Below are 13,938 nucleotides of genomic sequence, written 5' to 3'. Positions count from 1 at the left end.
ACCTCGAATCATGTAATTGCTCTAGGTGAATTTTTGCGCCCCCTTATCAGCGGGTTGGCGCTGCGTTACTGCATAAGAAAAAATCAGATATCGATTTTAAAAGGATCATCCTTTGAGTGCGCCTGTTCGGTCTAGTTGGGTTGTTCGCGGCCTCGCCATCTTTTCTCTGGTCGTTGTTGCAGCGTGCGCCTCTCGCCCGTACAGCGGTGGCATGCAGGTATCGCTAAAACCTGCACAAGGCACGACCGAGACCGATATGCTAATTGCCACGACGCGTGCCCGCGCTGAAGAGCCGGACACGCTGTTTGGTACCCAGCGTCAGGAGCGCCTTGATTTCGCTGAGGTCACGGTTTCAATCCCACCAACACACACGCCTGGAAACATCGAGTGGCCGAGTTACCCTCCCGGTGATCCGAATACAGACTTTGTGGTGCGCTCTGCCGCCTTCATCGACGGCGAAACCGCGTTCCGCTCCGAACTGAGAAGCAGGCTGCGGGCCAAGCCCAAAGGCAGCCGCACCGCTCTGGTTTTTATCCATGGCTACAATACGCTGTTTGCGGAGGCGGTGTTCCGGTTCGCCCAGTTCACGGCAGACTCCAAGTTTGACGGGGTGCCCGTACTCTTCACTTGGGCCTCTGAAGGCGACGTGACCAGCTACGTCTACGACACCAACAGTGCGACAATCGCCCGAAACGGGCTGCAGCAAACGCTGCTCGACGTCGCTGCAACAAAGCCGGATGAAATCATCATCATGGCTCACTCACTGGGCAACTGGGCATTGCTTGAAACCCTGCGCCAAATGGAGTTATCCGGAAACAGCATCGTCGGTCGGTCCAATGTAACCGTGGTGATGGCTGCCCCTGATGTCGATCTGGACGTCTTCCAGCACCACATGGAGCTGCTGCGCAAGCCGAACAACCCGTTTGTAGTCCTTACTTCTCAAGATGATCGGGCCCTCGGCGTTTCCGGAACCCTGGCAGGCGGCCGGGGACGCGTTGGTTCCTTTTCCGATACGCAGGAACTGTCGGAGCTGGGTGTTATCGTACTTGATTTGACCGACCTTGAAGGCAACGACGCTGCCAACCACAACAAGTTTGCCCTGCTTGCAAATCAGATTCCGCAGGTTGCAAGCGCTGTTTCGCAGCAAATTGATGGCGACATCGCCCGAGAGCGTGGTTTTTCCCGTTCGGTGGGCGATGCGGGCCGCGACCTTGGCAGCTTCATTGGCAATGCAGCCAGCGTAGTTATTACGGTACCGGCCTCCATTGCGCGGGCTGGACGCACCACATCAGTGGTTCCATCAGGCGATTACTGAGTATAGAAGACACTGCTGCTTTACCGTTGGAGGCCCCTATCGTCGAAAGTCCCTGTATAAAGGTCTGTCAGATTGACAGGCCAACTGGATTGTGTACCGGCTGCTTGCGAACGCTCGAGGAGATCGCCACATGGTCTTCCATGAGTGATGCCGATAAACGGCTCACCAACAGCCGTGTGGCGCAGCGTCGTTCCGCTGCCGGTCAGAAACTGGAGCCCAACCTGTAATGCTGAAGTTCGGCCTGTACTTTCTTGTAGGTGCCATGATCATTGGCGTGGTTTCCGGTTACATGATGGGCCCGGACTTCTATTCCTCCGAGCTTCACGAGATCGGGCCGCAAATGGTCGGCCTTTTGAGCGTCTTGCTTCTCGTCAGCGCGGGACTTGTGGCACAGCGTCCGTCGGGTGGAGAGGTCTTGAAGTCCATCCTGCTTTGGGGCGGTCTTGGTCTGCTTCTCGTTGCGCTCTACTCCTTTCGCCACGAGTTCTCCATGATCAAGGACAGGGTGATGGCAGAACTGATGCCCGGCAACACCGTGACAACGGCCGCTGGCGAAATCGCCATTGCCCGTTCTGGAAACGGTCAGTTCGTTCTCAACGCTCTTGTTGATGGTACCAGCATTCAGTTTCTCGTTGATACGGGTGCTTCGCACATCACTCTTACCTCTGATGACGCGCGCCGCGCCCAGTTTCCAATGGACCGGCTCCGCTACACCGTGCCTGTTCAGACAGCCAATGGAACCGGCTTTGTAGCGCCGATCCGCATCGACCATCTTCAGATTGGGGATGTGACGCTGAACGATGCGCGGGCATTCGTGGCCCAGCAAGGCATGCTAAACTCAAGCCTTATGGGCATGAGCACATTGGACCGGTTCAGCGGCATTCGTGTGGAAGGCGATCGAATGATCCTGACGCCCCGGGGCAGCTAGGCCCGCTCAAATCAGGCTGAAGGCAAAACGGGCGCATACGAACAAGAGGAAGATCCCGAAAGCCACTTCCAAATGACGGCGCTTCATGTAGTGAGCGACACGCGCTCCGATCGGTGCCATGAAAATGGACAGGGGAATGATGATCGCAACCGCAAGCAGGTTCACATAGCCCAGTGACAGCGGCGGCAAATCCCCCTGCCCCCATCCTGCTGCGATCATACCCAGCACACCCGGAATTGAGATCAGCACTCCAACGCCAGAGGAAGTTGCTACGGCCTGGTGGATTGGCCTGTTGAACAGCGTCATGAAGGTGTTGGTCATCACCCCGCCGCCAATGCCCATCAGCGTGCTGAAAAAACCGATACACATGCCAATGAATGCGCGTAGGGGGTTGCCCGGAACATCGTCGCCCAAGCGCCAGCTTTCTTTGTTGAACAACATGCGCATGGCCACGAAGAAGGCTGTGATCATGAAAATGGCCTTCAAACCATCCCCTGAGATCCACGAGGCAACCCAGGCAGCAATCACGCCCCCGGCAGGCACAGCAACAAGCCAGCTTTTCAGGAGCTGATGGTCCACCGCGCCGCGGGCATTGTGAGCAAAGAATGAACGCAGAGACGTGGGCACAATCACCGCGAGGGATGTTGCCACGGAAACATGCATGGCAATGGATGGATCGACCCCTGCAGGCACAAGAACAGACAACAAAACTGGCACAAGGATCGCCCCCCCGCCAATTCCAAAAAGGCCTGCCATGAAGCCAGCCAAACCACCGGCGGCCAGAAGCGCTCCAACCAGAGGCAGGAGTTCAGCTGAAAAGTGATCCATCAGTATACCCAATAAAAACGGTGGGCGAACGCCCAACCTTTAAAATGCAGTTGCCCCAATTCCTTCAGGCTCGTCTGCGCCGAACCCACCCACCTTTGGCTGAGATACGGCAGCCATTGCCTGTTCAACCACTTCGATGCCTGCGCCCGTCTTTACCGCCTCTGTCGTCATGATGCGGCGGAAATGGCGAGCCCCCGGAACACCTTGATAGGTGCCAAGCATATGGCGTGTGATCTGGGAGAGCTTTGTGCCCTTCTCCAGCTCCTTCACGATGTATGGAATGTAAGCGTTCACCGCTTCTTCAGCGGAAATGTCAGGGGTATCGGCGCCATAAATCCGGCGATCCACGCTCGCAAGCAGCATTGGCGAGTGGTACGCCGCGCGGCCCATCATCACACCGTTTACTTTGCCAAGGTGCGTTTCCGTCTCTTCCAGAGTGGCGATGCCCCCATTTATGCCGATGAAGACATCTGGATGCTCTTCCTTGAGGCGGTAGACCAGCTCATAATCAAGCGGCGGGACATCCCGGTTTTCCTTGGGGCTCAACCCCTGAAGCCATGCTTTGCGAGCATGGACCCATATGGCATCGGTGCCTGCTTTGAGTACCTCGTCCACCAGCGCGCGAAGCGCTTCTTCGGGCTCCTGCTCATCAACGCCAATCCGGCATTTGGTGGTTACAGGAATGGAAACCGCGTCCTTCATGGCCGCAATGCACTCGCCAACGAGCTGAGGCTGAAGCATGAGACAGGCCCCAAAACTGCCATTTTGAACCCGGTCAGACGGACAGCCGACATTGAGGTTGACTTCATCGTAGCCCCACTCCTCAATCATCTTGGCGCATTCAGCGAGCGCTTTGGGATCAGATCCACCAAGCTGACAGGCTACCGGCTGTTCACTCCGGTCAAAGTTGAGATGCCGATCACGATCGCCGTGAATCAGCGCACCGGTGGTAATCATTTCCGTATAAAGCAGCGTGTTGCGGCTCAGCACGCGGTGATAAGACCGGCAATGTCGATCGGTCCAGTCCAGCATGGGTGCAACGGCAAAAACTGGCTGAGCAAGGTCGTAGAGTTTTTTGGTTTGTTCGGTCATTCACAGCCTATGGGACTTCATTGCCTTCGCATGCTCTGCAACGGAGCATCAGGCATTCTCATCATTCTGAAGATAAGTGGCAGACGGTTCGCAAGGCCGCCTCGCCGGACGCCCAGAACCTGCCTTCGTTGCTGCAACTTCTAAAGCTGTCGGCCTTTGAGCACAACAAAAAGATCGGATAGACAAAAACGGCGCGAGCAGCATGTGCCACCCGCGCCTCAATTGAATGCTGTTCAGAAAGTCGTTACCAGCCCGCTTCCACATCCCCCATTTCAACGTAAACGCTCTTGACTTGGGAGTACTGGTCCAACGCCCAATGCCCGTTTTCACGGCCAATTCCAGACTGCTTGTAACCACCAAATGGCATCTCTACCGGTGTCAGGTTATAGTTGTTGATCCAACAGGTTCCCGCTTCAATCTGGTCAATAACGCGGTGGGCACGCTGGATATTTTGGGTAAACACGCCAGCCGCGAGACCGAACTCCGTGTCATTTGCGCGAGCGATCACGTCGTCTTCATCTTCGAAGTCGAGCACACACATGACCGGACCGAAGATTTCTTCGCGGGCGATGCGCATGTCGTCCTTCACCTCTGTGAAAATGGTTGGCTCCACATAAAGGCCTTGAGGACACACACCAACATCTGCGCGCTTACCCCCATGAAACAGGGTTGCCCCTTCTTCCTGACCAACTGCGATGTAGTTCATGGTCTTGTCGAACTGCATCTTGGAGATCATCGGCCCCATTTGGGTTTCTTCGTTGAGCGGATCGCCCAGGAGAATGGCACTCGTGCGCGCTTTGAGGTTGGCCAGGAACTTGTCCTTGATGCTCTTATGCACGAACACGCGGGTGCCGTTTGAGCAGATCTGGCCGGAAGAATAAAAGTTGCCGTTCATGCACGCAGCTACCGCGTTTTCGATGTGCGCATCTTCAAACACGATGATTGGAGACTTGCCGCCCAGCTCAAGACTGAGGTGTTTGAGCGACTTGCTGGCGTTTTGCGCGATAATGCGACCTGTCGGAACAGAGCCCGTCAAAGACACCTTGTCGATTTCGGGGTGGTTCACCATCAAGCTTGCCGCTTCACGGTCGCCTTGCACGACATTGAATACACCATCGGGCAAACCGGCTTCAGTCAAGATTTCAGCGAGCTTCAATGCCGAGAGCACGGTCTCTTCCGAAGGTTTGAAAATCATGGCGTTGCCTGCAGCAAGCGCGGGAGCGGCCTTCCACGAGGCGATTTGAATTGGATAGTTCCATGCGCCAATACCTAGGCAAATACCAAGTGGCTCTCGCTTGGTGAACGCAAAAGCGCCACCCAGATTGATGTGTTCGCCGTTTTCAGTCGCCGCTATGCCTGCAAAGTAGGCGAGCGCCTCTGCACCCGAGGCAGCATCCGCGACCAACGTCTCTTGAAGAGGTTTGCCCGTATCCAAGGTTTCAAGAACCGATAGCTCATGGTTTTTGGCACGCATCAGCTCCGCTGCCTTGCGCAGCACCTCGGCGCGTTCTGCCGGGCTGGTTTTCCGCCAAATGGCAAAGCCGGACTTGGCGCTTTCAATGGCCTTGCTGAAGACTTCTGGCGTTGCAGCGTGAATCCGCGCAATCACTTCTTGGGTTGCGGGATAGATTGAGGCGATCTCCGTGCCAGCCACGCCCTCTACATAGGCACCGCCAATGTAGTGCGAGGCTTGCGGCTGCGCCCGCAGCGATTTCTTGTCAGTGGTCATGATCTCGTCCTTATCTTTGCTGCGTTTGCCAATGGGGGTGGATCCACGGCACATCCTGCACCGGAGCCAGCGGTGTTTGACCCAGAATATGGTCTGCGGCCTTCTCACCCACCATCATGGAGGGGCCGTTCAGGTTACCATTGGTGATTTGCGGGAAGATGGAGCTGTCGACAACCCGAAGGCCTTCCACGCCAATAACGCGGCATTCTGGATCGACGACCGCGCCCTCATCCTCTGCATCGCCCATACGGCATGTCCCACAGGGATGATAAGCGCTCTCTGCGTGTTCCCCAATGAAGGCGTTAAGCTCTGCGTCGGTTTGAACCGCTGCACCCGGCTGAATCTCCGCCCCGCGGAATGGCGCAAACGCGTCCTGGCCGAAGATCTCTCGGGTCAAGCGGATACACTGGCGGAAGTCTGCCCAGTCTTCTTCATGGCTCATGTAGTTGAACTTCACCTTCGGTGCTTCCAACGGATCTGCGGAATTCAGCGTGACAGCGCCCCGGCTTTTCGAACGCATCGGGCCCACATGAGCCTGAAAGCCATGGCCTTCTGCTGCGGCTTGTCCGTCATAGCGCACGGCAAACGGCAGGAAGTGGAACTGGATGTCTGGATACTCCACCCCTTCCTTGGAGCGGATAAACGCGCAACTTTCAAAATGGTTGGACGCGCCCTTGCCTGTCTTGGTGAAAAGCCACTGGGCACCTATCAGCGCCTTGGAGAACAGGTTCCAGTACTTGTAAAGGGTGATGGGCTGAATGCAGGCCTGCTGGATATACAGCTCAAGATGATCCTGAAGGTTCTGCCCTACCCCGGCCCGATGAACAAGCGGTGTGATACCTTGAGCCGAAAGGGCTTCAGCGTCACCAATGCCCGACAACATCAGCAAGCGCGGTGAGTTGATTGAGGACGCGGAGATGATTACCTCGCGGGTGCAGGTAACCTTCTCGACGCGGTTGCCCTTTCTGTACTCCACCCCAACCGCGCGCTTGCCTTCAAACAAGATGCGCTGTGTCAGGGCTCCCGAAATCACTTCAAGGTTCTCGCGGGACTTGGCAGGCTTCAGGTAGGCGTTGGCGGCGGACCAACGACGACCGTTGTAGACGGTCATCTCCATCTCGCCGAAGCCTTCCTGCTTGTAGCCATTGTAGTCTTCGGTGGTTTGGTACCCAGCCTGTTCGCCCGCTTTGACGAATGCATCGTAAAGTGGGCTCCAACGCGCACCGCGCGTTACATGCACAGGACCTTTTCGGCCGCGCCAGCCCTCATCCCCGGAGTGAGCCTGTTCCATGCGCTGATAGTAGGGAAGAACGTCCGCATAGGACCAGCCCTTCGCACCCATCTGTTCCCAGGTATCGAAGTCCTTAGCATGCCCACGAACATAGACCATGCCGTTAATGGAGGACGAGCCGCCCATAACCTTGCCGCGCGGCGTCACAAGACGGCGTCCGCCCAAATGCGGCTCCGGTTCTGTCTGATAGCCCCAGTCGTAAAATGGCATGTTCATGGGATAGGACAGCGCTGCTGGCATCTGGATGAATGGCCCCATATCGGTGCCTCCCATCTCCAGAAGCAAAACCTTGTTGCGCGGGTCTTCAGAAAGGCGGTTTGCCAGCGCACAGCCAGCAGAGCCCGCCCCTACGATGATGAAATCTGGTTGCATAGTGCTCAATTTGTTGTTTTTGACAGCCCGTCAGACGTCTTCTGTCGCCGGCTGTGCCTGAAGTACGAGTTCAACGTGATCCAATGCCGTTTCTGAGGCTTCTTTTGGGTCTGGATGGTCACCGGCAAGCGCCATCTGAAGCCAAAGCCCATCAATCAACGCCGCTGTGGATCTGGCGGCCTTAACCGCTTTCGCCCGTGGCATAACGCCTGTGAACTCGTGGATAAGGTTGGATATCAGGCGACCATGATAGACGCGCAGCAGTCGCCGAGTTTCTGTTTCGGTTCGCGCCTGAACGTAAAACGCCAGCCAGGCTGAGATGACCTCAGGCCGGAACTGCTCCGCACTGAAGCTCCCTTGCACGATTGCCCGAATTCGCTGCTTCGGGTCGGTCAACGGCAGCATGCGGGACTTGACCTGCATGGCCAGATCCTTGAGCAGCTTGACCATGGTCGCGTTCAAAAGCAGCGCCTTGGAGCCAAAGTAATGATGCGGCAGGCCCGTGGAGACCCCGGCCTTCTTGGCGATCTGAGCCATTGTCGCTTCAGAATACCCACGATCATGAATCACGGTAATCGTTGCATTGATGATGGACGCCTTGCGATCCGCTACAGTTTGCGCTCGCCCCATACCAATTTCCCCTTACACACAAGAAAATTGATTGAACAGCCAATCAATATTTTCCCTCTTTTAGAGTACCTTGGAGCGATTGAAAAGTATTGATTTGCATACCGGTGTATTTTTTCGCAAAAAGTTCCCCTTGATATAAATTGTTGCACCGCCTAATAGCTAAGGAGGCGATCACAAGACGCACATCAATTGGCCGAAGAAAATTAAAAGAGGCAGCATTATTGCAAGTCAAACAAAGATAAGGCCAATTAAAAACTCTAAAATGGGGGATTTACATGACTTTTACTCTACAGAAAACACTTGTAACCCTTGGCTCTTCGCTCGCAATACTACTTAGCGCAAGCGCAGTGCAGGCGAAGGATCCGGAAGCGTGTGAAACCGTGCGCTTCTCAGATGTAGGCTGGACCGACATCACCGCCACCACTGCAACTGCTGCTGTTGTATTGGACGCCCTTGGGTATGAGCCAGAGGTAAAAGTTCTCTCCGTACCAGTTACTTACGCATCACTTGCCAACAACGATCTCGACGTTTTTCTTGGCAACTGGATGCCTACTATGGAAGCAGACATCGCTGCTTACCGTGAAGCAGGTACCGTTGAAACCATTGCAACAAACCTCGTCGGCGCCAAGTATACATTGGCTGTACCAAAGTATACTTACGAAGCAGGCCTAAAGTCCTTCGCCGACATCGCCAAGTTCCGTGATGAACTGGATGGCGAAATCTATGGCATCGAAGCGGGCAACGACGGCAACCGCTTGATCCTGGACATGATCGAGGCCAACGCTTTCGATCTTGAAGGATTTGATCTGGTTGAATCGTCCGAGGCAGGCATGCTTTCACAAGTCTCTCGGAAGGTTCGCCGCGAGCAGCCAATCGTCTTCCTTGGCTGGGCACCACATCCGATGAACTCCAACTTCGAGATTGAATATCTTTCAGGTGGCGACGACTTCTTCGGCCCGAATTATGGCGGCGCGGATGTTCGCACCAACGTGCGTGCAGGTTACACCGCCGAATGTCCGAACGTCGGCAAGTTCCTGACCCAGCTCACCTTTACGCTTGAGATGGAAAACGAACTGATGAACGCCATTCTCAACGAAGGCGAAGACCCACAGGATGCCGCTCGTGCATGGCTTAAGAACAACCCAGAGGTAATTGACGCCTGGCTTGACGGTGTCACTACTTTTGACGGCCAAGACGGCCCGGTTGTGGCCAAGTCCGCCCTCGGCCTTCGGTAACCTATTCATTCGCAAGGTGGCGGGGGACGCGATACAGTGCCCCTCGCCACGCGTTCAGTGCTGTTCAAAACACTAAAATTTGAGGTATTCGCGTGGATTGGCTAACCGACCACAAACTTCCCATTGGCACCTGGGCCAAATGGGCAGTGGACTGGCTTACCGACAATGCCACAGCCCTTTTTGATGGTATCTCTATCGCAATCGAAGCGATGATTGATGCGGTCTTGTGGGCGCTAACAACACCGCATCCGCTGATAATCGTCGCACTAGCCACAGCGCTCGCCTACGGCGTGCGCCGCAAGATTGGCTTCTCTGTTTTCGTCGCGCTCAGTCTGCTGCTGATCATCAACCAAGGCTACTGGTCCGAAACCACTGAGACCCTCGCCCTGGTCTTGTGTGCAGCCTTCATCTGCATGTTGATTGGTGTACCGATTGGCGTTTACAGCGCCCATCATCCCAAGTTTTTCGAATGGATACGGCCTGTTCTTGATCTGATGCAGACGATCCCCACCTTCGTCTATTTGATACCAGCCCTCATCCTGTTTGGATTGGGCGTTGTGCCGGGTCTCATCTCGACCGTCGTGTTTGCACTGCCTGCCTCCATTCGCCTCACGCAGCTTGGTGTTGTTTCCACACCAACGCATCTTTTGGAAGCAGGTGAGGCATTCGGGGCGACTTACTGGCAAAAGCTGTTCAAGATCGAACTTCCCTACGCCCTGCCAAACATCATGGCTGGCCTTACGCAAACCATCATGCTCTCACTCTCCATGGTCGTTATTGCCGCCCTTGTTGGCGCAGACGGTCTTGGCGTACCCACCCTTAGGGCACTTAACACGGTGAACATTGCGAAGGGCTTTGAAGTGGGCACGGCAATTGTGCTGGTGGCTATCATCCTGGACCGTTTCTTCCGCAGCGATCAAAAGACGGAGACAAACAAATGAGAGACTTGAACCCAAGTCGCGCCATCTCCTTTGAGAACGTCTCCATTGTCTTTGGCAACAATCCTGAGGCAGCGCTTGAACTGGTGGACCAGAACCGTTCGCGAGAGGACATCCTCAAGGAAACAGGTCAGCTGGTTGGTGTCGCCAACGCAAGCTTTGACATTGAGGAAGGCGAACTGCTGGTTCTCATGGGCCTTTCCGGCTCAGGGAAATCGACCTTGTTGCGCGCCATCAATGGCCTCAACCCGATCAGCCGGGGGGCGGTTCATGTTTCCAATGGCGATGCATTGGTCAATCCCGGCACTTGCAGCACCAAGGACTTGAGAGAGCTGCGCCGCCACGGCGTTGCCATGGTGTTTCAGCAGTTCGCGCTGCTGCCATGGCGCACGGTGCGCAGCAACATTGGCTTTGGCCTTGAACTCTCTGGCATTTCGGGCGTAAAAAAGCGGGAGTTGGTTGAACGTCAGCTGGAACTTGTGGGGCTCAAAGACTACGCAAACAAGTATGTCCATGAGCTTTCAGGCGGCATGCAGCAGCGTGTGGGCCTTGCCCGCGCCTTTGCAACAGACGCCCCTATCCTGTTGATGGACGAACCCTTCTCAGCCCTCGACCCGCTCATTCGCGCGCACCTGCAGGACGAGCTTCTGGAACTGCAACAACAGCTCAACAAGACAATCGTGTTCGTCAGTCACGACCTTGATGAAGCAGCCAAGCTTGGCAGCCGCATTGCAATCATGGAAGGCGGCCATGTTGTTCAGATCGGCACTCCGCAGGAAATTGTCACCAAGCCAGTGGATGAGTATGTGGCAAACTTCGTGTCCCACATGAACCCACTCAATGTGCTTCGCGCCAAGGACATCATGACGCCCGTCGCGGTGACTGAAGCACCTGCACACGAAGCTGGCCGCCCGAACTGCCTTGCAGACGCGCCGCTCCGGCAGGTCATTGAGGTCAAGAAGGCCACCAACGAGCCCATAACAGTGCTCGATCATGGCAAGGTTGTTGGTAGCATCACCGAGTCCGACATTCTGAGCAGCCTCAGTTCGTCGTCCTAGCCTCGCTTTTTCTGTGTGATTTTGTCAGAGGCATCAATATCGCCCTGACAAAATCACGGAGGCCCGGTTATATTGCCGGAAAAGGACCCATCGCTAATGCCTGACATTAAAGACGACCTCGACCGCAAACTGATTTCCATCCTGCAAGCCAATGCACGGGAACCCGTGTCTTCTATTTCAAGACGCCTCAATGTAGCCCGGTCTACAGTTCAGGAACGCATCACGCGGCTGGAAAGAAATGGCGTCATTGCAGGCTATACAGCGCTCTTGGGAGATGTCCACGCTGGGCAGCAGGTTCAAGCCGTTGTCATGCTCTCCGTGGCACAGCAACAATCCAAGACACTGGTAAAACAGCTGGAATCCTATCCGGAAATTCGCGTTTGCTACACCATCTCCGGTGAGTTTGATCTGTTCTTGATCGTGGAACCGAGCCGCCTTGAGGAGTTGGACGATATTTTGGACGAGATTGCAGCCATCCCGGGCGTGGTGCGCTCCCGAAGCTCAATTGTGCTCTCCAAAAAATTCGAACGCCAAAAGCCGATTGCACCATCAAATCCGCTTAGCTCTGCTCTTTAAAGTTGCAGAGCCCGCGGATTGTGAGTTTACATTGATTCTAACTCCCCTAGCGGAACTCGACAGAAATCCGTCAAAATACCTATTTCATCAGCGCAATCACGGATATTACCGACAATTCGGCAGATTGCCCTCTCACTTTCGTAAGTATCAGCCCGTATACTTGTGCACTTAGGCATTCGAGTGGAGGGCTCATATGACGAAATGGCATGTCGGAATTGTCGGCGCTGGCAAGATTGGCGTCATGATTGCAGCGCTTTTGAAAGAGAGCGGCGATTACACCATAACAATCTTTGACCAGAACGAAGACGCCTTGAAGGCTCTCAAGGATGTTGAGCGGGTTCGGATAGACGTCAGCGATGAAGATGCATTGACTGCGGCGCTGGAAAACGTGAACGCGGTGTTGTCCGCTGCTCCTTTCTTCCTTACCCCGGTTATTGCCAGAGCCGCCAAGCGCTCCGACACGCATTACCTAGATCTGACAGAAGACGTATCTTCTACCAATCTCGTAATGGATCTGGCCAAGGATGCCAGCTCTACCTTCGCACCGCAATGCGGCCTCGCACCAGGCTTTGTCTCAATTGCCGCCCATGATCTGGCCCGCAAGTTCGACAAGTTGGAGAACCTTACTCTGCGCGTCGGTGCCCTGCCCCGCTACCCCACAAACCGACTGAAGTACAACCTGACATGGTCTACCGAAGGCCTGATCAACGAGTATTGCAACCCGTGCCTTGCCATTGTTGATGGCACGTTGACGGAGGTCGCGCCGCTTGAAGGACTGGAAACGTTCTCGCTTGAAGGCGTAGACTACGAAGCGTTCAATACCTCTGGTGGCCTTGGGTCCTTGCATGAAACTCTTCGCGGCAAAGTTAACTCTCTCAAGTACCTAAGCATCCGCTATCCCGGCCACCGGGAAATCATCAGCCTGCTGCTTCAAGATCTGGGCCTCAAGAACCGCCGCGATCTTTTGAAAGAGGTGATGGAGACCGCGCTGCCGACCACCAAGCAGGATGTCGTTGTAGTATTCATTACAGCAAGCGGCATGATTGACGGTCGTCTGGAAGAACGTTCCTACCTGAACGAGATCAACGCTGGCCAGATTGCAGGCACTCACTGGAGTGCGATCCAGATCACAACGGCTGCCGGCATTTGCGCAACGCTGGACATGATCCGCGAGGGACGCCTTGCCAAATCTGGCTTCATCAAGCAGGAGGACATTCCTCTTGAAGCGTTTCTGGCGAACCGCTTCGGCGCGCTTTATTTGGGGCACCGGTCAATTCAAGACAACGGGGAGCCGAAATTGCTCGCCGCAGAATAACAAAAAGACCGCTTTAACTGTTTTCGGCCTGAATTGAATGGATTCAGGCCGTCTTCTTGATCACTCAGGAAAGGTCAGGCACGGTGCATCTATAAAAACCAGAAGAAGATGCCCCATGTTTTCACGCCCCAAAAACCTAAAAACGCTCGCCAGTGCCCTTGCATTGATCTTTGTCTACGCTCCCACAATCGCAGCACAGACCACTCTTCAAAAAGCAACATTGCCACCACTTGCGGTTTACAAGGAGCTTGCTGAGGGCTCCCAGTTCACGAGCTGGGTCACATTTCAGGAAACGGCCGACCAGCAGATCATCCACTTCAAACCGATCCTGCTTCTGCATTGCCGGTTGAAGGAGCTGCGTTATTCCATTGACAACAAGGGCCTTAAGGAACGTTTCCCGGTTCCGCCCTGCAATTCTGTGGCGCCCTTTGCCATGCCGAGCAGCACCTCATTGGCAGACACCGCTTTGGTCCTTGCACCCGGGACGGCTGACGCCGTTGCTGTTCAAGTGATCTGGCAGGATGGGTCTGCCAGCCGTGTTGGATACTTCGAACCGTGCCGGGACGTCGGTTCAGTTCCCTGCGCCTATCCGCTGAATTAACTTCAAGCAGATAGGCCCAGAAGTATCTCG

Annotated in this window: 14 protein-coding genes; 9 read left to right on the top strand and 5 right to left on the bottom strand. The window is 55.1% G+C overall.

Going from position 1 to position 13,938, the window contains the following annotated elements:
• Positions 1-112: 112 nt before the first annotated feature.
• The 3 genes from Q3Y58_RS08550 to Q3Y58_RS08540 are packed head-to-tail and all read left to right on the top strand — an operon-like array spanning position 113 to position 2,243.
• Complete coding sequence (locus Q3Y58_RS08550; protein ID WP_319621930.1) at positions 113-1,315, top strand: alpha/beta hydrolase; 1,203 nt, start codon at positions 113-115, stop codon at positions 1,313-1,315.
• 26 nt (positions 1,316-1,341) lie between these two features.
• Positions 1,342-1,542 (top strand): DUF1289 domain-containing protein, encoded by a 201-nt coding sequence (locus Q3Y58_RS08545; protein WP_274217166.1) that lies wholly within the window; start codon positions 1,342-1,344, stop codon positions 1,540-1,542.
• A complete protein-coding gene (locus Q3Y58_RS08540) occupies positions 1,542-2,243 on the top strand; it encodes a retropepsin-like aspartic protease family protein (RefSeq protein ID WP_274217167.1) in 702 nt (233 codons plus the stop codon). The genes Q3Y58_RS08545 and Q3Y58_RS08540 overlap by 1 nt, the downstream gene beginning before the upstream one ends.
• Positions 2,244-2,249: 6 nt before the next feature.
• Here Q3Y58_RS08540 and Q3Y58_RS08535 read toward each other — a convergent pair whose 3' ends face one another.
• The 5 genes from Q3Y58_RS08535 to betI form a co-directional block, all read right to left on the bottom strand.
• Positions 2,250-3,071: a sulfite exporter TauE/SafE family protein gene (locus Q3Y58_RS08535; protein ID WP_274217168.1), complete on the bottom strand. Its 822-nt coding sequence runs from the start codon at positions 3,069-3,071 to the stop codon at positions 2,250-2,252.
• Between the two features lie 39 nt (positions 3,072-3,110).
• Positions 3,111-4,163, bottom strand: a complete 1,053-nt coding sequence (dusA, locus tag Q3Y58_RS08530; RefSeq protein WP_319621929.1) for a tRNA dihydrouridine(20/20a) synthase DusA — start codon at positions 4,161-4,163, stop codon at positions 3,111-3,113.
• Positions 4,164-4,407: 244 nt separating this feature from the next.
• Positions 4,408-5,892: a betaine-aldehyde dehydrogenase gene (gene betB / locus Q3Y58_RS08525; protein WP_319621928.1), complete on the bottom strand. Its 1,485-nt coding sequence runs from the start codon at positions 5,890-5,892 to the stop codon at positions 4,408-4,410.
• 10 nt (positions 5,893-5,902) lie between these two features.
• Positions 5,903-7,555 carry a choline dehydrogenase gene (gene betA, locus Q3Y58_RS08520; RefSeq protein ID WP_319621927.1) on the bottom strand — a complete coding sequence of 551 codons (1,653 nt, stop codon included), beginning with the start codon at positions 7,553-7,555 and terminating at the stop codon, positions 5,903-5,905.
• 30 nt (positions 7,556-7,585) lie between these two features.
• A complete protein-coding gene (gene betI / locus Q3Y58_RS08515; protein ID WP_319621926.1) occupies positions 7,586-8,185 on the bottom strand; it encodes a transcriptional regulator BetI in 600 nt (199 codons plus the stop codon).
• A 275-nt stretch (positions 8,186-8,460) separates the two neighbouring features.
• On the opposite strand from betI, the gene Q3Y58_RS08510 reads away from it, so the two are divergent.
• From Q3Y58_RS08510 to Q3Y58_RS08485, 6 genes are all read left to right on the top strand, one after another.
• A complete protein-coding gene (locus tag Q3Y58_RS08510) occupies positions 8,461-9,420 on the top strand; it encodes a choline ABC transporter substrate-binding protein (protein WP_274217173.1) in 960 nt (319 codons plus the stop codon).
• Between the two features lie 92 nt (positions 9,421-9,512).
• On the top strand, positions 9,513-10,361 hold the full coding sequence (gene choW / locus Q3Y58_RS08505; protein ID WP_319621925.1) for a choline ABC transporter permease subunit: 849 nt from the start codon (positions 9,513-9,515) through the stop codon (positions 10,359-10,361).
• Positions 10,358-11,416, top strand: a complete 1,059-nt coding sequence (choV, locus tag Q3Y58_RS08500; RefSeq protein ID WP_319621924.1) for a choline ABC transporter ATP-binding protein — start codon at positions 10,358-10,360, stop codon at positions 11,414-11,416. The genes choW and choV overlap by 4 nt, the downstream gene beginning before the upstream one ends.
• 96 nt (positions 11,417-11,512) lie before the next feature.
• Positions 11,513-11,992 (top strand): Lrp/AsnC family transcriptional regulator, encoded by a 480-nt coding sequence (locus tag Q3Y58_RS08495; protein WP_274217177.1) that lies wholly within the window; start codon positions 11,513-11,515, stop codon positions 11,990-11,992.
• 193 nt (positions 11,993-12,185) lie between these two features.
• Positions 12,186-13,307 (top strand): saccharopine dehydrogenase family protein, encoded by a 1,122-nt coding sequence (locus Q3Y58_RS08490; RefSeq protein ID WP_319621923.1) that lies wholly within the window; start codon positions 12,186-12,188, stop codon positions 13,305-13,307.
• 115 nt (positions 13,308-13,422) lie between these two features.
• A complete protein-coding gene (locus Q3Y58_RS08485; RefSeq protein WP_319621921.1) occupies positions 13,423-13,908 on the top strand; it encodes a hypothetical protein in 486 nt (161 codons plus the stop codon).
• Positions 13,909-13,938 lie beyond the last annotated feature (30 nt).

The organism is Nesiotobacter zosterae (assembly GCF_033843645.1).
Lineage (GTDB): Bacteria > Pseudomonadota > Alphaproteobacteria > Rhizobiales > Stappiaceae > Pseudovibrio > Pseudovibrio zosterae.
This window is presented reverse-complemented; position numbering and strand designations above follow the sequence as displayed.